The organism is Erythrobacter sp. RANMB8, from assembly GCF_056848235.1.
The window spans coordinates 13,486-30,441 of the sequence record NZ_JBREHG010000017.1 but is presented as its reverse complement, the minus strand read 5'-3'; the positions used below and the strand labels follow the sequence as shown (position 1 = coordinate 30,441).

The 16,956-nt window shown below is 65.2% G+C and carries 16 protein-coding genes; 3 read left to right on the top strand and 13 right to left on the bottom strand.

Features of this window, described 5'->3' with window-relative positions; genetic code table 11:
- Positions 1-2: 2 nt before the first annotated feature.
- Genes ACU0AG_RS15095 through ACU0AG_RS15065 form a run of 7 tightly spaced genes read right to left on the bottom strand, consistent with a single transcriptional unit; the run spans position 3 to position 6,134 of the window.
- Positions 3-425 carry a Na+/H+ antiporter subunit G gene (locus ACU0AG_RS15095; protein ID WP_482783108.1) on the bottom strand — a complete coding sequence of 141 codons (423 nt, stop codon included), beginning with the start codon at positions 423-425 and terminating at the stop codon, positions 3-5.
- Positions 422-691, bottom strand: coding sequence for a K+/H+ antiporter subunit F (locus tag ACU0AG_RS15090; protein WP_482783107.1), 270 nt, complete (start codon positions 689-691; stop codon positions 422-424). Before ACU0AG_RS15090 ends, ACU0AG_RS15095 begins: the two co-directional genes overlap by 4 nt.
- On the bottom strand, positions 688-1,173 hold the full coding sequence (locus tag ACU0AG_RS15085; RefSeq protein ID WP_482783106.1) for a Na+/H+ antiporter subunit E: 486 nt from the start codon (positions 1,171-1,173) through the stop codon (positions 688-690). The genes ACU0AG_RS15090 and ACU0AG_RS15085 overlap by 4 nt, the downstream gene beginning before the upstream one ends.
- On the bottom strand, positions 1,170-2,699 hold the full coding sequence (locus ACU0AG_RS15080) for a monovalent cation/H+ antiporter subunit D (protein WP_482783105.1): 1,530 nt from the start codon (positions 2,697-2,699) through the stop codon (positions 1,170-1,172). Before ACU0AG_RS15080 ends, ACU0AG_RS15085 begins: the two co-directional genes overlap by 4 nt.
- Positions 2,696-3,082: a Na+/H+ antiporter subunit C gene (locus tag ACU0AG_RS15075; protein WP_482783104.1), complete on the bottom strand. Its 387-nt coding sequence runs from the start codon at positions 3,080-3,082 to the stop codon at positions 2,696-2,698. The genes ACU0AG_RS15080 and ACU0AG_RS15075 overlap by 4 nt, the downstream gene beginning before the upstream one ends.
- A complete protein-coding gene (locus ACU0AG_RS15070; protein WP_482783103.1) occupies positions 3,079-5,916 on the bottom strand; it encodes a monovalent cation/H+ antiporter subunit A in 2,838 nt (945 codons plus the stop codon). The genes ACU0AG_RS15075 and ACU0AG_RS15070 overlap by 4 nt, the downstream gene beginning before the upstream one ends.
- On the bottom strand, positions 5,901-6,134 hold the full coding sequence (locus tag ACU0AG_RS15065) for a hypothetical protein (protein WP_482783102.1): 234 nt from the start codon (positions 6,132-6,134) through the stop codon (positions 5,901-5,903). Before ACU0AG_RS15065 ends, ACU0AG_RS15070 begins: the two co-directional genes overlap by 16 nt.
- On the opposite strand from ACU0AG_RS15065, the gene cysD reads away from it, so the two are divergent.
- The 3 genes from cysD to ACU0AG_RS15050 are packed head-to-tail and all read left to right on the top strand — an operon-like array spanning position 6,133 to position 9,706.
- A complete protein-coding gene (cysD, locus tag ACU0AG_RS15060) occupies positions 6,133-7,044 on the top strand; it encodes a sulfate adenylyltransferase subunit CysD (protein ID WP_482783101.1) in 912 nt (303 codons plus the stop codon). The two genes, ACU0AG_RS15065 and cysD, sit on opposite strands and share 2 nt — an antisense overlap.
- On the top strand, positions 7,044-8,957 hold the full coding sequence (cysN, locus tag ACU0AG_RS15055) for a sulfate adenylyltransferase subunit CysN (RefSeq protein WP_482783100.1): 1,914 nt from the start codon (positions 7,044-7,046) through the stop codon (positions 8,955-8,957). Before cysD ends, cysN begins: the two co-directional genes overlap by 1 nt.
- Positions 8,958-8,965: 8 nt before the next feature.
- Positions 8,966-9,706 carry a 3'(2'),5'-bisphosphate nucleotidase CysQ gene (locus ACU0AG_RS15050; protein ID WP_482783099.1) on the top strand — a complete coding sequence of 247 codons (741 nt, stop codon included), beginning with the start codon at positions 8,966-8,968 and terminating at the stop codon, positions 9,704-9,706.
- Here the strand turns inward: ACU0AG_RS15050 and ACU0AG_RS15045 are convergent.
- The 6 genes from ACU0AG_RS15045 to pepN all read right to left on the bottom strand — a co-directional run bounded on the left by ACU0AG_RS15045 (position 9,703) and on the right by pepN (position 16,898).
- On the bottom strand, positions 9,703-10,254 hold the full coding sequence (locus ACU0AG_RS15045) for an adenine phosphoribosyltransferase (RefSeq protein ID WP_482783098.1): 552 nt from the start codon (positions 10,252-10,254) through the stop codon (positions 9,703-9,705). The two genes, ACU0AG_RS15050 and ACU0AG_RS15045, sit on opposite strands and share 4 nt — an antisense overlap.
- 93 nt (positions 10,255-10,347) lie before the next feature.
- Positions 10,348-11,205 (bottom strand): cytochrome c1, encoded by an 858-nt coding sequence (locus ACU0AG_RS15040; RefSeq protein WP_482783097.1) that lies wholly within the window; start codon positions 11,203-11,205, stop codon positions 10,348-10,350.
- Between the two features lie 54 nt (positions 11,206-11,259).
- Entirely contained in the window at positions 11,260-12,618 is a 1,359-nt protein-coding gene (locus ACU0AG_RS15035; protein WP_482783096.1) for a cytochrome b, read from the bottom strand.
- Positions 12,619-12,686: 68 nt separating this feature from the next.
- Positions 12,687-13,250, bottom strand: a complete 564-nt coding sequence (petA, locus tag ACU0AG_RS15030) for a ubiquinol-cytochrome c reductase iron-sulfur subunit (protein WP_482783095.1) — start codon at positions 13,248-13,250, stop codon at positions 12,687-12,689.
- Positions 13,251-13,483: 233 nt separating this feature from the next.
- Positions 13,484-14,236 carry a peptidoglycan editing factor PgeF gene (pgeF, locus tag ACU0AG_RS15025; protein ID WP_482783094.1) on the bottom strand — a complete coding sequence of 251 codons (753 nt, stop codon included), beginning with the start codon at positions 14,234-14,236 and terminating at the stop codon, positions 13,484-13,486.
- Between the two features lies 1 nt (position 14,237).
- Positions 14,238-16,898 (bottom strand): aminopeptidase N, encoded by a 2,661-nt coding sequence (gene pepN / locus ACU0AG_RS15020; protein WP_482783093.1) that lies wholly within the window; start codon positions 16,896-16,898, stop codon positions 14,238-14,240.
- Positions 16,899-16,956 lie beyond the last annotated feature (58 nt).

The window sequence follows — 16,956 nt, the reverse complement described above, 5'->3', positions numbered from 1 at the left end:
CTCTAATCGCCGTCGAGATCCCCCGGCGTTCCTTCGTGCGGGGCTTCGTGGGTCGCCCATTCCACCCCTTGGGCCGGAGGCGGGGGTGCGCCGGCCGGACCGGGCGGCTCGGACAGCTCGCCCGATCTCAGCCGGTGGAGGTGCACCTTGGCAATCATGTTCGCCGCAATCGGGGCGGTCACGAACAGGAACAGCGACACCAGCAGTTCGTGCGTCGTCCAGACACCCCGCACCAGCTGGAAATAGACGACCGAAGCGAGCAGCAATCCGCCCAGTCCCAGCGTGGTCGCCTTGGTCGGGCCGTGCAGGCGTTCCATCAGCGAAGGCAGCCGCACCAGCCCCCAGCTGCCGACCAGCGCAAACACGCCGCCCAGCACGATCAGCGCGCTGACGAGCACTTCGGCGAAGGGAGCCCCGGCGCTCATTCGATGATGTCTCCGCGCAGCAGGAACTTGGCATAGGCGACCGTGCCGACAAAGCCGACCATTGCCAGCAGCAGCGCCGCTTCGAACGAGGTGCCGCTGCCGCCTGCAATGCCAGCCAGAACGATCAGGCCGATGACGTTGATCACCATCGTATCCAGCGCAAGGATGCGGTCGGCCACGCCCGGCCCTTTGAACAGGCGCCAGAGGTTCATCGCCAGTGCAAGGCCGAGCGCGACGAAACCGAATGCCACGGCATATGCGATCATGCGAAGATCTCCTTCAGCCGCGCTTCGTACCGTGTCTTGACCTTGGCTATCTCGCCTCCGGGATCGGGTGCGTGCAGGGCGTGCACCAGCAGGAACTTGCCGCAGGCCGAAACATCCGCCGAAACCGTGCCGGGCGTGAGGCTGATGGTGCCGGCAAACACCGTGATCGCTTCGGGTGTGGTCAGATCGAGCGGAATGGTCAGCCATGCAGGGCGCAGATCGCGATTGGGCTTGAACAGGATGATCGCGGCCACCTGGAAATTGGCCACGACGATGTCCCATAGCACCACGCCGCAATAGGCCAGCGCTGGCAGATAGCGCACATGTGGTCGGCCCGGCCACCAGGGCGCGGTCAGCAGCGGGACGGTGACGCCCATCACCAGGCCGAGGAACAGCGCGCCGAACGAAACCTCGTTGACCATCACCACCCACATCACCACCAGCAGGGCGGACAGGCCGGGATGGGGGAGCAGACGGTTCATGGCTGCGCCTCCGCCAGCACCACAGCTGCGCTCTGCGCCGGATCGAGCACCTGCGCGGCAGCTGCATCGGCATAGGCGCTCGCCCGGCCTGCGCCGGCAGACAGCGCAGCGAGCAGCAGCAGCGCGATCAGTGGCGCGGCGAGATCAGTCCGGGCAACCGGGGCGGGCGGGGTGCCGCCCTGCGCCTCGCGTCCGGCCGATTTCCAGAACACCGCGCTGCCCGTGCGTGCAAAGCCGATCACGCCGATGAAGGTGGTGGCGAGGATCACGCCCCACGACACGCCCCAGTCGGGCAGGGCGGCGAGCGATTTGAGGATCAGCAGCTTGCCGATGAAGCCTGACAGTGGCGGCAATCCGCAGGTGGCGATGGCGGCGACCATGAACATCAGCCCCACGCCCTGCCGTTCAGCAAAATCGGCGCCGGGGCTGGCTGTGTCCCCGAACGCTCCGCGCCGGCGCGATACGACATCGGCGACCAGAAACAGCGCGGCTGCGGCAAGGGTGGAATGGACGAGGTAATAAAGCGCCGCCCCGAGGCTCTCCTGCGTCCAGCCTGCCACTGCGATCAGCAGCGTGCCCGCCGATCCGACCACGGCATAGGCCGCCTGTTCCGCCATCGTGCGGGCAACGAACACGCCGGCAAAGCCGACCACCGCACTCGCCATCGCCGCCGGCAGCAACCAGGGTGCAGGCACCCATGCGGCCGCACCCGCTCCATCGCCGAACACCTGCGGAACCACGCGGATCAGGGAATAGATTCCGACCTTGGTCATGATCGCGAACAGGGCGGCCACCGCCGGGGTGGACACCGCATAGGTGCGCATCAGCCACAAGTGCAGCGGAGCCACCGCCGCCTTGAGCGCGAACACGCTGACCAGCAGCAGCGCGGCAATCCGCAGCAGGCCCTGGTCAGCGGGGGCGACTGCGGCCACTTTCAGGCCCATGTCGGTCATATTGAGCGTGCCGGTCAGCGCGTAGAGCAGCCCCAGCGCGATCAGGAAAACCGACGAACCGACAAGGTTGACCACCACATATTGCACCCCGGCCTTGAGCCGCGCCGCGCCCTGCCCGTGCAGCATCAGCCCGTATGAGGCGATCAGCAGCACTTCGAAAAACACGAACAGGTTGAACAGATCGCCGGTCAGGAATGCGCCGTTGAGGCCCATCAGCTGGAACTGGAACAGCGGGTGGAAATGCCAGCCCTTGCGGTCGGCGCGGGTGACAAGCGCGTGGAGCAGCGCGATCGGCGCCAGCACCGCCGCCAGCACCAGCATCATCGCCGCCAGCCGGTCCGCCACCAGCACGATGCCGAAGGGCGCCGGCCAGTCACCCAGCCGGTAGGCGATGATCGTCCCGTCGGCGACCGTCGCCAGCATCGTCAGCGCCGTCGCCAGCTGGACAAGACAGGATGCCAGCGCGATGCCCACCGCCAACCTGCGCCGCCGCCGCATCATCAGCAGCGCGGCGGGCGCGGCCAGAGCGGGGATGGCGATCGGCAGGATCGGAAGGTGATCGGCAAGGGTCACGATTGCCCGCCTCCCGCTTCGCCATCGCTCAGGCCGTCCTGTGTATCGCAAGGGACAGTGTCGCCATCGACATGATCGCTGCCCGTTTCCAGAAAGCTGCGCAGGGCAAGGATCACCACGAAAGCGGTCATGCCGAAGGTGATGACGATTGCGGTCAGCACCAGTGCCTGGGGCAGGGGATCGGTGTATTCGCTCACCGCCTTGTCCCAGATCGGCGGGCGGCCCAGCACCAGCCTGCCGCTCGCGAACAGGAACAGGTTCACAGCATAGGAGAACAGGGTCAGGCCCAGCACCACCTGAAAGGTGCGCGCCCTGAGTGCGAGAAAGATCCCGCCTGCCACAAGCACGCCGATCGCGCTTGCCACGAGGAATTCGTAGGTCATGGCGCGCTGTCCTCCTGCTGTTCCGCATGGGCACGGGCAGCGCGCTGGGCCACGTGGCTGAGCTGCGCCAGCGCCAGCATCACCGCGCCGAAGACGGTCAGGAACACCCCGGTATCGAACAGCATCGCGCTCGCCAGTTCGAACTTGCCGATCAGCGGGAGCGAGAAATACTCGAAGGTCGAGGTGAGGAAGCTTGCGCCGAAGGCCAGCGATCCGAGCCCTGTCGCCATCGCCACCAGCACACCCCAAGCGATCATCCGGTGTTCGCCGAACCGGCGGCGTGCATCCGACCAGTCGAACCCTGCGGCGAGATACTGGACCAGGAAGGCAATCGCCACCACCAGTGCGGCAATGAAGCCGCCGCCCGGTTGGTTGTGTCCGCGCAGAAACAGGTAGATGCCGACGGTCAATGTCAGCGGCAGGATGATGCGGCTGGCCATCACCAGCATCATCGGGTGGCGTTCGGGCGAATGCGGCATATCCTCGCGCCAAGCCCGCAGCCGCGCACCGGCAGCACCCACGGCCGCCGTATCGAGCAGCGCGAAGATGCCAAGGCCCGCAATGCCCAGCACGATGATTTCGCCCAGCGTGTCGAAGGCGCGGAAATCGACGAGGATCACATTGACCACATTGGTGCCGCCGCCGCCCGGTTTGGCATTGGCGAGATGGTAGGCCGCGATGGTGCTGCCGGGATCGCGGGTCAGCATCGCCCAGGCAACCCCGCCCACCAGCACACCGCCCGCCACCGCCAGCGCGCCGTCACGCCACTTGCGCGGGGCAGACGACAGCAAGGGCGGGGTCTTGGGCAGCAGGTTGAGGGCGAGCAGCAACAACAGGATCGTCACCACCTCGACCGAAATCTGCGTCAGCGCGAGATCGGGCGCGGAGAACTGCACGAAGGCGAGGCTGACCACCAGCCCGATCACGCTGACATAGATCAGCACGCGGAAACGGTTGCGGGAATCATTGACCACCGCTGCCGTTGCCGCGATCAGTAGCGCCCAGGCGATGATCGCAGGGGGCGAGGCGGGCAGCAGCGCCCGTCCGCCGGTCAGCACAGCGCCTGCCTGCGCACCATCGATCACCAGCAGCACGATCACCGCGAAACTCGCCAGCAGCATGTTCTGGAGCGAAGGCGTATGCGTTGCCACGATCGCCTTGCGCACCCAGCGGTCGGCAAAGGCGAGCGTTGCCATGAACATGCGCTTGGCATCGGGAAGCGGCATGCGTTCCCACACGCCGAGCAGGCGCTTGTGCTGCCACAGCAGCAGCGCTCCGCCTGCGACCGCGATCAGGCTGAGGATCAGCGCGAGGTTGACCCCGTGCCACAGCGCCAGATCGAATTCGGGCACGCCCGTTCCGGTCACCGCGCCCGCCACCGCTCCCACCAGCGGCGCGGCCAGCAGCATCGGGACAAGGCCAAGCAGCACCGCCAGCACGGTCAGCAATGCGGGCGAGGCCCACATGCCGAACGCCGGATCATGGGCGCGGACAAAGGGTTCCGCCTCGCGCGGCTGGCCGAAGAACAGGTGCACCGCCAGCCGCAGCGAATAGCCGACCGAAAAGGTCGCGCCGATGGTCGCCAGCAGCGGCAGCAGCCACGGCAGGCCCAGCAGCACCAGTTTGGGCGTTTCGTAGAGCATCAGCTCCTTCGAGATAAACCCGCCCAGCGGCGGCAGCCCGGCCATCGATGCCGCAGCCAGTGTCGCCACCAGCGCGGTGACCGGCATCGCCTTGGCCAGCCCGCCCAGCCGCCGGATATCGCGCGTGCCGGTTTCGTGCTCGACGATCCCCGCGCTCATGAACAGCGCTGCCTTGAACGCCGCGTGATTGAGGATGTGCAGCACCGCCGCCAGCGCCGCCGCTTCGAGCGAGAAGCCAAGCAGCATCACCAGCATCCCCAGCTGCGAGATCGTGGAGTAGGCAAGGATGCTCTTCAGATCGTGCCGGAACAGCGCCACCACCGCACCGAGGATCATGGTGATCAGACCGGTGCTTGTGACAATCACCGTGTAAAGCTCGGTGCCGGCCAGCACCGGCCACAGCCGCGCCAGCAGGAACACCCCGGCCTTCACCATCGTCGCCGAATGGAGGTAAGCGCTCACCGGGGTCGGCGCGGCCATCGCGTGCGGTAGCCAGAAATGGAACGGGAACTGCGCCGACTTGGTAAAGCACCCCAGCAGGATCAGCCCCAGAGCCGCCGGGTAGAGCGGCGAGGCGCGCACCGCATCGCCGCGTTCGAGGATTGTCGCCAGATCGAACGATCCCGCGACCACGCCCAGCAGCACCATGCCGCCAATCAGGGCGAGCCCCCCGCCGCCGGTCACCGCCAGCGCCATGCGTGCGCCCTGCCGCCCTTCGGGCTTGTGTTGCCAGAACCCGATCAGCAGGAACGAGGCAAGGCTGGTCATCTCCCAGAACACCAGCAGCAACAGCACATTGCCCGCGATCACGATGCCCAGCATCGCCCCCTGAAACAGCATCAGGCTGGCAAAGAAGCGCCCCGTCGCCTCGCCCTTGTAGAGGTAGAAATGGGCGAAGATCACCACCAGCAACCCGATGCCGAGGATCAGTGCGGTAAACATCAGTCCCAGCGGATCGACCATCAGGGTGAGGTTCAGCCCCAGCGAAGGCACCCACTCCCACGATGCCGTTGGCACCGTGCCGCCGATCACCGGAGCCGCCATGGTCGCCAGCAGGCCAAGCCCCGCCGCACTCGCCGCGCCTGCGATGGCGGAATGCACGGCGCGCGGTGCGGTGTGCACCAGTGCAATCAGCAACGCGGCGACAAAGGGAAGTGCCACCAGCGTCAAAAGCGTCAATGGTTCAGCCATTGGCGGCCCCGGTGGTCCTTTGCGTCAGAAAAAATGCCGTTGCGAATGTGCTGCTTGTGCTCCGGCCAGTCATAGACGAGGCTTTTGCACAAGAACAACCCGCCTTGGCGAAACGTGCGGCCGCCCGGCGGGGTTCCCGCGTGGGCAAGGCTGCGCTTCGGCACGGGCAACCAAAACTGTACTTGTCTTGTGCAGTGCAGCGTGTAGCTGAAAACCATGCGTAGCCTGACCCATCTCGAACGGCTCGAAGCCGAGAGTATCCACATCATCCGCGAAGTCGCTGCCGAGGCGGAAAAGCCGGTTATGCTCTACTCGATCGGCAAGGATTCGGCGGTGATGCTGCATCTTGCCAAGAAGGCATTCTATCCTGCGCCTCCGCCATTTCCTTTGCTGCATGTGGATACCACGTGGAAGTTCAAGGACATGTATGCCCTGCGCGCCAAGGCCGCCGAGGATGCGGGGATGGAGCTGCTCGTCCACCAGAACCCCGAAGCGAAGGAACGCGGGATCAACCCCTTCGAGCACGGCCCGCTCCACACTGACATGTGGAAGACCGAAGGGTTGAAGCAGGCGCTCGACCTCTACGGCTTCGATGTCGCCTTCGGCGGAGCGCGGCGTGACGAGGAGAAGAGCCGCGCCAAGGAGCGCGTGTTCAGTTTCCGCACCGCCAGTCATGGCTGGGACCCGAAGAACCAGCGCCCCGAGCTCTGGAACCTCTACAACGCCCGCAAGAAAAAGGGCGAAAGCATCCGCGTCTTCCCGATCTCGAACTGGACCGAGCTCGATATCTGGCAATACATCATGAACGAGGGCATCGAGATCGTGCCGCTCTATTTCGCTGCTGAGCGCCCGACCTACGAATATGAGGGCGGGCTGTTCATGGCCGACGATCTGCCCCGGCTGGAAGCGGCGATGGGCCGCACGCCCGAAATTACCATGCGATCGATCCGGTTCCGCACCCTTGGCTGTTTCCCGCTGACCGGTGCGGTCGAGAGCACGGCGGCGACGCTGTCGGACGTGGTGCAGGAAATGCTGCTCACCACCACCAGCGAACGGCAGGGCCGGGTGATCGACAAGGATGGCGGTGACGCCAGCATGGAGAAGAAAAAGCAGGAGGGATATTTCTGATGAGCGACCACTCCTCCTTCCAGACCGACGCGCTCATCGCCGAGGACATCGACGCCTACCTCCGGCAGCACCAGCACAAGAGCCTGCTGCGTTTCATCACCTGCGGCAGCGTGGATGATGGCAAGTCGACCCTGATCGGGCGGCTGCTCTACGATTCCAAGATGATCTTCGAAGACCAGCTGGCCGCGCTGGAAAGCGATAGCAAGCGCCACGGCACGCAAGGCCAGGAAATCGACTTCGCGCTGCTGGTCGACGGGCTGGCGGCCGAGCGTGAACAGGGCATCACCATCGATGTCGCCTACCGCTTCTTCACCACCGAAAAGCGCAAGTTCATCGTCGCCGACACACCGGGGCACGAACAATATACCCGCAACATGGTGACCGGCGCCTCGACCGCCGATTGCGCCGTGATCCTGATCGATGCGCGCAAGGGCGTGCTGCAACAGACGCGCCGCCATTCCTACCTCGTGCACCTGCTCGGCATTCGTCATGTGGTGCTGGCGGTGAACAAGATGGATCTGGTCGGCTATGACCGCGCCGTGTTCGACGCGATTGTTGCCGATTACCGCGCTTTTGCCACCAGTATCGGCATCACGGATTTCACCGCGATCCCGATCTCGGGGTTCAAGGGCGACAACATTACCACCGCGCCTTCGGCCGGCACGCCATGGTATGATGGCCCGGCCCTGATCGCGCATCTCGAAGCGATCGAAGTGGATGATGCCGCTGCGCAGGCCTTGCCGTTCCGGATGCCGGTGCAATGGGTCAACCGCCCCAACCTTGATTTCCGGGGCTTCGCCGGACAGATCGCCAGCGGCGCGGTGCGTCCCGGCGATGTGGTGCGGATCGTGCCTTCGGGCAAGACCAGCACAGTGGCGCGGATCGTTACGCACGGCGGCGATCTCGAAGAAGCTGTCGCGGGGCAATCGGTCACGCTGACGCTTGCAGACGAGGTCGATTGTAGCCGCGGCGACATGATCGCGGCTGCCGGGGATCCGCCGCAGGCCTCCGACCAGTTCCGCGCCACCTTCGTGTGGATGGATGAAGAGGCGCTGAAGCCCGGGCGCGGGTACTGGCTCAAGCTCGGCACGCAGACGGTCACCGCGACCGTCCAGCAGCCCGAATACGAGATCGACGTCAACAGCCTCGAACATCTCGCCGCCAAGACGCTCGGGCTCAACGCAATTGGCGTGGCCGACTTCGCGACCGACCGTCCGGTGGTGTTCGAGCCTTACGCCACCAGCCGCCAGCTTGGCGGGTTCATCCTGATCGACAAGTTCACCAATGCCACGGTGGCGGCAGGGATGATCACGTTCAGCCTGCGCCGGGCCGACAATGTTCACTGGCAACCCACCGCGATCACCCGCGCCGATCATGCGGGCATGAAGAACCAGACGCCGCGCGTGCTCTGGTTCACCGGCCTGTCGGGCAGCGGCAAATCGACCATCGCCAACGAGGTCGAGAAGCAGCTGTTCCTGATGAACCGCCACACCTTCCTGCTGGATGGCGACAATGTCCGCCACGGGCTCAACCGTGATCTCGGCTTTACCGAAGCTGACCGGATCGAGAACATCCGCCGCGTGGGCGAGGTGGCGAAGCTTATGGCCGATGCGGGCCTGATCGTGCTCACCGCCTTCATCAGCCCGTTCCGCGCCGAACGTCAGATGGTGCGCGACATGCTGCCTGACGGCGAGTTCATCGAGATCTTCGTCGATACCCCGCTTGAAGTGGCCGAGGGGCGCGATGTGAAGGGCCTCTACAAGAAGGCACGTTCGGGCCAGCTCAAGAACTTCACCGGGATCGACAGCCCCTATGAAGCACCGGAAAACCCGGAAATCCGGGTCAACACGGTGGACATGACCCCCGAGGAAGCGGCGCGCTACATCATCGAGCGGATTCTGCCGCTCAAATGATTGCACCAATGCTTACCGACGCCGAACTCGCCGCAAGGCTTGCGTTCGAGGCGGGCCAGCTGCTGCTCAAGGTGCGGGCTGAAAGCGGGCTATCCGGCAAGGCGCTGGGTGAAGCCGGCGATGCGGCGGCCAATCACCTGCTGTGCGATGCGATCCGCGCCGCCCGTCCGGATGATGGCCTGCTGTCCGAGGAGGAAAAGGACAATCCCGCCCGGCTTGGGAAAGGTCGCGTGTGGATCGTCGATCCGGTCGACGGCACCCGCGAATACGGCGAGGAACGCAGCGACTGGGCGGTGCACGTGGCGCTGGCTATCGATGGTGTGGCAAGCGTTGGTGCGGTGGCCTTGCCGGGCCTGGACGGCGGGGTGGTGCTTCGGTCTGACCAGCCATTGACCCTCGCGACGATGGCGGAGCGTCCGCGCTTTCTCGTCAGCCGGTCACGCCCCGCACGCGAGGCTGAGGCCGTGGCCGCGAGGCTGGGCGGGGAACTGGTGCCGATGGGCAGCGCCGGGGCCAAGGCGATGGCGGTAGTACGCGGCGAGGCGGAGGTCTATCTGCATTCGGGCGGCCAGTATGAATGGGACAGCTGCGCCCCGGTAGCGGTGGCGCAGGCGCACGGCCTGCATTGCTCGCGAATCGACGGGTCGCCGCTGATATATAACCGCGCCGATACCTATATGCCCGATTTGCTGATTTGCCGGACCGAATGGGCGGAGCGGGTGCTGGCCGAAGTGGCGGCGCTCGGTTAGTCGCCTTCGAATTCCATCAGGGCGCTGACCGTGATTCCTGCGGCGCGCAGGCGGTTGGCTCCGCCGAGATCGGGCAGATCGATCACGAATAGCGCCTGTTCGACCACCGCGCCGGCCTTGCGGAGCAATTCGGCCGAGGCGAGGGCCGTGCCGCCGGTGGCGATCAGGTCATCGACGATCACCACCTTCTGGCCGGGCTCGATCGCATCAGGGTCCATCTCCAGCCGGTCGGTGCCGTATTCGAGCGCATAGTCGATCCCGATCGTGGCGATCGGCAGTTTGCCGGGCTTGCGGACGGGCACGAAGCCTACTCCGAGCTGCACCGCCACCGCGGCACCGAAGATGAAACCGCGGGCTTCCATCCCGGCGATCTTGTGCGCGCCCGCGCTATCGGCCCATCGGGCCAGATGGTGGACACTGGCTGCCATGCCTTGGCGATGGCCGATCAGGGTGGTGATATCGCGGAACTGGATCCCGGGATGCGGGAAATCGGGCACGGTGCGCACGAGCGCCTTGAGTTCTTCCGGAGAGAGATGCGGTGCGGTCATGCGAGGCCCCTTCGCATCCCTAAAAGCAGAGCGCCCCGCCATCCGCAAGGGGATGACGGGGCGCGTTGTGTCTTGGCTGGGTGAAGAAGCGGCTTACTTCTTCTTCGGCTTCATGCCGGCCCAGATCTGCTTGTAGCTGAGGAACGCGAGCGCGGTTGCGAACATCAGGAAGATCACCACGAACCAGCCGGTCTGCTTGCGCTCGATCAGCGAAGGTTCGGCGGTCCAGGTCAAGAAGGCGGCGACGTCTTCGGCCATCTGCGGGATGGTCGCTTCGGTGCCGTCGGCATAGGTCACCTGCCCGTCGATCGCGAGCGGCGGAGCCATTGCGATGTTCACGTTGGGGAAGTGCTTGTTGAAGTAGAGACCTGCCGGCGTTTCGAACCCGACCTTCGCCGCCTTTTCCGGATCGGCTTCGCCATAGCCGGTCAGCAGCGAATAGACGTAGTTCGAACCATCATGGCGCGCCTTGGTCATCAGCGAGAGATCAGGCGGGATCGCGTTGTTGTTGGCAGCCGCAGCGGCGATCGCGTTGGGGAACGGCGAAGGGAAGTAGTCGGTCGGTTCGCCAGGACGGGTGGTCGCTTCACCGGTGGCCGGATCGATGCCCGGAACGGTCCAGGTCGCGGCTTCAGCGTCGACCTCAGCCTCGGTGTAGCCAAGTTCCTGGAGGTTGCGGAAGGCAACGAACTTCAGGCCGTGGCAGGCTTTGCAGACTTCCTTGTAGACCTGATAGCCACGCTGCAGCTGGGCATAGTCCCACTTGCCGAAGGCACCGTCGAACGAGAAGCCGCCAGCCGGGCCTTCGCCATGCTCGTAGAAGGCATAGGACGGCTGCTGTTCGGGCGCAGGGCCGAACGCGAGGTTGTAGGCACCGGGCACCAGTGACCAGAGCACCAGCACCGCTGTGATGGCGAGGCCTGCAAGAATGCCTCCGAGACGAATAGACATGACCGAACTCTTTCTCGTTATCGGGTCAGATTTCCTGGGACTGCCGCCGGCCGATCACTCGGCCGGTTGCAGCGAACCTTCGGGCAGGGTGCCGGCGTCGCCGCCGTCAACCGAGCCGGTGCGCGGCGGATTGCCGACATCCGTGCCAAGCACGCCTTCGGTGATCGAGAAGGGCAGCGGCTTGGGCACTTCGATCTGGCTGACGATCGGCAGGATCACCAGGAAGTGCAGGAAGTAATAGGCCGTCGCGATCTGGCTGATGATCACATAGGGCTCTTCCGCCGGCGCGCCGCCGCAGATGAACAGGGCGATCATGCAGGGGATCAGGCCGAACCAGAAGAACTTGCGGAACAGCGGACGGTAGTGGCCCGAACGCACCGGGCTCTTGTCCAGCCAGGGCAGGACGAACCACAGCAGGATCGAACCGAACATCGCGATCACGCCCAGCAGCTTCGCCGGGATCAGGGTGATGCCGGTGAAGGGGATGGTGAGATCGCCGGTGAAGGCGCGCAGGATCGCGTAGAATGGCCAGAAATACCATTCCGGAACGATGTGGGCCGGGGTCGAGAGCGGGTTCGCTTCGATGTAGTTATCCGGGTGGCCCAGCGCGTTGGGCAGGAAGAACACCATCAGGGTGAACAGGATCAGGAACACGCCCAGACCGAAGCCATCCTTCGAGGTGTAGTAGGGGTGGAACGGCACGGTGTCCGATTCCTGCTTCACTTCCACGCCGGTCGGGTTCGACGAGCCGGGGATGTGCAGCGCCCAGATGTGCAGGATCACGACGCCCGCGATCACGAAGGGCATCAGGAAGTGCAGCGAGAAGAAGCGGTTGAGTGCGGCGTTGTCAGGCGCGAAGCCGCCCAGCAGCCACACCTGCAGCGGCTCGCCCACCAGCGGGATCGCGCTGAACAGACCGGTGATCACCTGCGCGCCCCAGAAGCTCATCTGGCCCCACGGCAGCACGTAGCCCATGAAGGCGGTCGCCATCATGAGGAGGAAGATCACCACGCCCAGCAGCCAGATCATCTCGCGCGGGGCCTTGTACGACGAATAGAAGAACCCGCGGAAAATGTGCAGGTAGATCACGATGAAGAAGAAGCTCGCGCCGTTGGCGTGGGCGTAGCGCAGCATCCAGCCGTAGTTGACGTTGCGCATGATGTGCTCGACCGTGCCGAACGCGACCTGCGCGTTCGCGGCGTAGTGCATCGCGAGGATGACGCCGGTGACGATCTGGATCATCAGGCAGAAACCGGCCAGCACGCCGAAGTTCCACATGTAGTTGAGGTTGCGCGGCACCGGATAACCGGCCCCCACCGCATTATAGACCAGACGGGGAAGCGGAAGCTTCTCGTCCAGCCACTTGGTAAGTGCGGTTTGCGGCTCGTACTGCTTGGCCCAGGCGAAACTCATGGCGTTCTCTCGGCTTGATCGGTGTTAAAGGGTCGGGTCGATTGTGATTATCGTCCAGATACGCAGGCTCAGCCGACGCGGACGACGGTGTCGGAGGTGAAAGTGTATTCCGGCACCATCAGGTTAAGCGGCGCGGGGCCTTTGCGGATGCGGCCCGCGACATCGTAGTGCGAGCCGTGGCAGGGGCAGAAATAACCGCCGAATTCGCCCTTGTTCTCGCCTTCGGCCGCGCCCAGCGGCACACAGCCGAGGTGGGTGCAGACGCCCATGGTGATGAGGATATCCTCGTGGCCTTCCTTGGTGCGTTCGGCCAGGGTGGCCGGATCGCGCATGTCGGCGGCGTCATCGGCCTTGGCCTTGGCGATTTCTTCGGCGGTGAGGCGCTTCACGAACAGCGGCTGCTTGCGGAACGTGGTCTTGATGCTCTGGCCGGGCTGGATCGCGCCGACATCGACATCGGTGCTGCTCGCGGCGAGAACGTCCTTTGACGGGGCCATCTGGCTCACCAGCGGGAACAGCAGCGAAGCGCCGCCAACGCCTGCGGTGCTCAGCGCGGCAATGTGGATCCAGTCGCGGCGACGAACGCCATCCTGGGTGCTGAGTTCGCTGCTAGCGGCCGTGTCAGTAGCCATTTCGTCTTACCCTGCTCGTATTGCCGCGCAGGAGATTGACCCGGCGCGGCGTGCTGTTCCAATTCCGGCGGCGATCTGCGCCTCCGGCCTGATCCGTCAGATTATCCCTGTTCCGCCCAGAATGCGCTTTTCTGGCGCAGGCTGCCCGGAACTTGGCGGGGCAATTAACGGCAAACAATCCAGAATCCAACCGTGTTTTGAACAAGGCCCGTTCACCCGCGTGCAAGAGCCGGTCAGGGCAGGGCGATCATGCTGATCTGTCTGCCATAATTGGCCTCGTCCGCTTGCGTGGAGCGCCTGTGGGAGTGGTAACGCTCGACATGTGAGAAAGTATCCCGCGCCGTATCCGCAATTTTGCCGAGCCCCGCCCCGGCGAGCCGCGCCATGATGTAGCCGGGCAGATCGAAGTGCCAGCGCGGGGTCCCTTCCCGGGCCGGCGCGGAAGCGAAAAACGGGTCTGCGGCAGCGTCGAACCGGTCGCGGAACGGTGCATCGACCTCGTAGCTGGCTTGCGCGATTGTCGGCCCGAGCACAGCGGCGGTGTTCTCGCGCCGGGCTCCCAGTGCCTCCATTGCGGCGATGGTGTTTTCGAGCACGCCGTCAACCGCTCCGCGCCATCCGGCATGGGCCGCGCCGATCACCCCCGCCGCCGCATCGGCGAACAGGATGGGGCCGCAATCTGCCGTGACGATGCCGAGCACAATGCCGGGGGTTGCGGTGACGACAGCATCGGCGACCGGGCGGCCCTCGGCGGCATCATCCCAAGCCTCGGCGACCGTCACGACATCGGGGGAGTGCACCTGATGCGGCGCGGCGAGGGTTCCGCCGGCAAGAATCGCCTGCGCTGCGGCGGCCCGTAGCATCCGCACCTCCGCGCCATCGCCCGGCCCGCCAAAGCCGAACTGGTGCACACCGCCCGCACTGCCGAAGAAGCCGTGAGACACGCCTTCGAGCAGTGGATGACGCTCGATCTGGAACGCAGCCACCTCAGCCTTCCAGAGACCGGCTGACCTGCTCGAAGGTATCGCGCGAGAGGTTGCCCGCCGCCATGATCCTCTCAAGTTCACCCTTCATCAGCGCGGCGCGCACCGGCTCGATCCGCCGCCAGCGCCCAAGCGCGGGCACGAACCGGGCGGCGGTCTGCGGGTTGATCGGATCGAGCGCAAGGATCACGTCGGCGACCATGCGATAGCCTTCGCCACTTGCTGCATGAAAGCCCTTGGGGTTGCCCGCAAAGGCCATGTGCAGCGAGCGCACCCGGTTGGGGTTCTTCATGGTGAAATCGGGATGCTGCGCCAGTTGGCGCACATGACCGATCACGTCGGGGTGGAGCGAGAGCGCCTGCAAGGTGAACCACTTGTCGATCACCAGATCATTGCCCTTGTAACGCTGGTAGAACGACGCGAGCCGCTCTGCCCGTTGCGGGCAATCGAGCCCGCACAGCACCATCAGCGCGCCCTGCCGGTCGGTCATGTTGTCCGCCGTGTCATACTGTTCCGCCGCCATCGGGGCAGCGCGGGCAGGATCGGCAGCGGCGATCAGCCCGAGCGCGATGGTCTTGACCTTGCGCGCTCCGCGGCCTGCCGGATCGTCGAGCGCGACAGCCGAGGCGCGGGCGTGAAGTGCGCCGAGTTCGTCCCCCAGCGCGGTGCCGATGGCAGCCTTCAACCCTTCGCGCGCGGTGTGGATCGCGCCGGGATCGGCCTTGCGGTCCCCGCTTGCCATCACTTCGAACAGGTAGGTCTCGGACGGAAGCACCATCAATTCGCCGCGCATCGCATCGTCAAGCGCGCTGTCGGCCAGGCTGGAACGGAACGCACCGATGATCGCCGCCTCGCCCGCGGCCTGTTCGTCAGCCGACAATGTCCCGCTGGCGGTGCCGACGAGGTGGCTGACCGCAAGCTCCTGCAAGGCCTCCGAACGGGCAAAGGGATCATCGTCATGCGCGGCGAGGAACACCAGATCATCGCGTTGCAAGGCCCGTTCGATCACCACCGGGGCGGTAAAGCCGCGGTTGATCGAGACCACCGGATCGGGTCCGGCGAGCGGGAGGGTGAAGCTCTGCTCCGCTTCGGTCAGCACCACCAGCTGCTCAGTGCCGAGCGCGCCGGTCCGCGAATGCACGGCAACCCGCAGCGGGATCGGCATCGGCAGCTTCTCGGGCTGGCCGGGGGTGGCGGGGACGGTCTGCTGCAGCGACAGTTGCAGGGTGCCGCCTTCGACCGACTGCGAGACGCTCACCCGCGGCGTGCCTGCCTGCGAATACCAGCGCCGGAACTGGGCGAGGTCGATCCCCGCCCCGTCCTCGATCGCCTTGACGAAATCCTCGCAGGTCGCGGCCTCGCCATCGTGGCGCTCGAAATAAAGGTCGGTGCCGGCACGGAACCGTTCGACGCCCACCATCGAACGCATCATGCGGATCACCTCGGCGCCCTTGTTGTAGATTGTTGCCGTGTAGAAGTTGCTGATCTCGCGATAGGAATCGGGACGGATCGGGTGTGCGAGCGGCCCGCCATCCTCGGGGAACTGCGCGGCGCGCAGGATCCGCACATCCTCGATCCGCTTGACCGCCTCGCCCCGCATGTCCTGCGAGAACAACTGGTCGCGCAGCACGGTGAAGCCTTCCTTCAGGCTCAGCTGGAACCAGTCGCGGCAGGTGATGCGGTTGCCCGACCAGTTGTGGAAGTATTCATGCGCGATCACGCCCTCGACCGCGTCGAAATCGGCATCGGTCGCGGTGTCGGGGTCGGCCAGAACATACTTCGTGTTGAAGACGTTCAGCCCCTTGTTCTCCATCGCCCCCATGTTGAAATCGCTGACCGCGACGATGTTATAGAGATCAAGGTCATATTCGCGGCCGAACACCACCTCGTCCCACTGCATCGAGCGGTGCAGCGATTCGAGGGCGTGGCCGGTGCGGTCGATATCCTCGGCCCTCACCCAGATATTGCATTCAACCTCGCGGCCCGAGCAGGTGGTGAAGGGCTTGCTGTTCGCCACCAGATCGCCCGCCACCAGCGCGAAGAGGTAGGATGGCTTGGGCCAGGGATCGTGCCATTCGGCCCAGTGGGTGCCGTCGCCAGCCTCGCCTTCGGCCACCTTGTTGCCGTTGCACAGCAGGATCGGGAAGGCGGCCTTTTCGCCGCTCATCCGCACGGTGTAGACCGACAGCACATCGGGCCGGTCGGGGAAGAAGGTGATGCGGCGAAAACCCTCGGCCTCGCATTGGGTGCAGAGCATTCCGTTCGAGGCATAGAGCCCCATCAATTGGGTGTTGGCGCCGGGATCGATTTCGGTTTCGATCGCGATCAGGTGGCTGTCGCCCCGCAGCGGCACGATCAGATCGGCCCCGTCCATGCGCCAGTCGGCAGGCTCGCCATCGACGCTTACCGCCAGCGCTGTCAGGCTGTCGCCATTGAGGCGGATGGTGTCGGCATGATCGGCGCGGGCGTTGCGCTGCACAGTCAGTTCGGCCCGGACGCGGGTGCGCGAAACGCCGAGGTCGAAGTCCAGCCGCACTTCGGGCACCAACCAGCCGAAGGGACGATAATCCTCGCGCAGGATCACCGGCGGTTCGTGCGGGGTGGGCGCGGCATCGGCGAGTTCGGGGTTGGCTTCGGGGCTGATCGGGGTGCTGGCAATATCCATGGGTCACCCCATACCCGTTCGTGTCGAGCGAAGTCGAGACACATAGCGAGCGAAGGCC

Excerpts from the sequence above, each read along its gene's own strand:
- ACU0AG_RS15090 (WP_482783107.1), bottom strand. The coding sequence starts at position 691 with ATGATCGCATATGCCGTGGCATTCGGTTTCGTCGCGCTCGGCCTTGCA.
- ACU0AG_RS15065 (WP_482783102.1), bottom strand. The coding sequence starts at position 6,134 with ATGGTTTTCAGCTACACGCTGCACTGCACAAGACAAGTACAGTTTTGG.
- cysD (WP_482783101.1), top strand. The coding sequence starts at position 6,133 with ATGCGTAGCCTGACCCATCTCGAACGGCTCGAAGCCGAGAGTATCCAC.
- cysN (WP_482783100.1), top strand. The coding sequence starts at position 7,044 with ATGAGCGACCACTCCTCCTTCCAGACCGACGCGCTCATCGCCGAGGAC.
- petA (WP_482783095.1), bottom strand. The coding sequence starts at position 13,250 with ATGGCTACTGACACGGCCGCTAGCAGCGAACTCAGCACCCAGGATGGC.
- ACU0AG_RS15075 (WP_482783104.1), bottom strand. The coding sequence starts at position 3,082 with ATGACCTACGAATTCCTCGTGGCAAGCGCGATCGGCGTGCTTGTGGCA.
- pepN (WP_482783093.1), bottom strand. The coding sequence starts at position 16,898 with ATGGATATTGCCAGCACCCCGATCAGCCCCGAAGCCAACCCCGAACTC.
- ACU0AG_RS15050 (WP_482783099.1), top strand. The coding sequence starts at position 8,966 with ATGCTTACCGACGCCGAACTCGCCGCAAGGCTTGCGTTCGAGGCGGGC.
- ACU0AG_RS15095 (WP_482783108.1), bottom strand. The coding sequence starts at position 425 with ATGAGCGCCGGGGCTCCCTTCGCCGAAGTGCTCGTCAGCGCGCTGATC.
- ACU0AG_RS15085 (WP_482783106.1), bottom strand. The coding sequence starts at position 1,173 with ATGAACCGTCTGCTCCCCCATCCCGGCCTGTCCGCCCTGCTGGTGGTG.
- ACU0AG_RS15070 (WP_482783103.1), bottom strand. The coding sequence starts at position 5,916 with ATGGCTGAACCATTGACGCTTTTGACGCTGGTGGCACTTCCCTTTGTC.
- ACU0AG_RS15035 (WP_482783096.1), bottom strand. The coding sequence starts at position 12,618 with ATGAGTTTCGCCTGGGCCAAGCAGTACGAGCCGCAAACCGCACTTACC.
- ACU0AG_RS15040 (WP_482783097.1), bottom strand. The coding sequence starts at position 11,205 with ATGTCTATTCGTCTCGGAGGCATTCTTGCAGGCCTCGCCATCACAGCG.
- ACU0AG_RS15045 (WP_482783098.1), bottom strand. The coding sequence starts at position 10,254 with ATGACCGCACCGCATCTCTCTCCGGAAGAACTCAAGGCGCTCGTGCGC.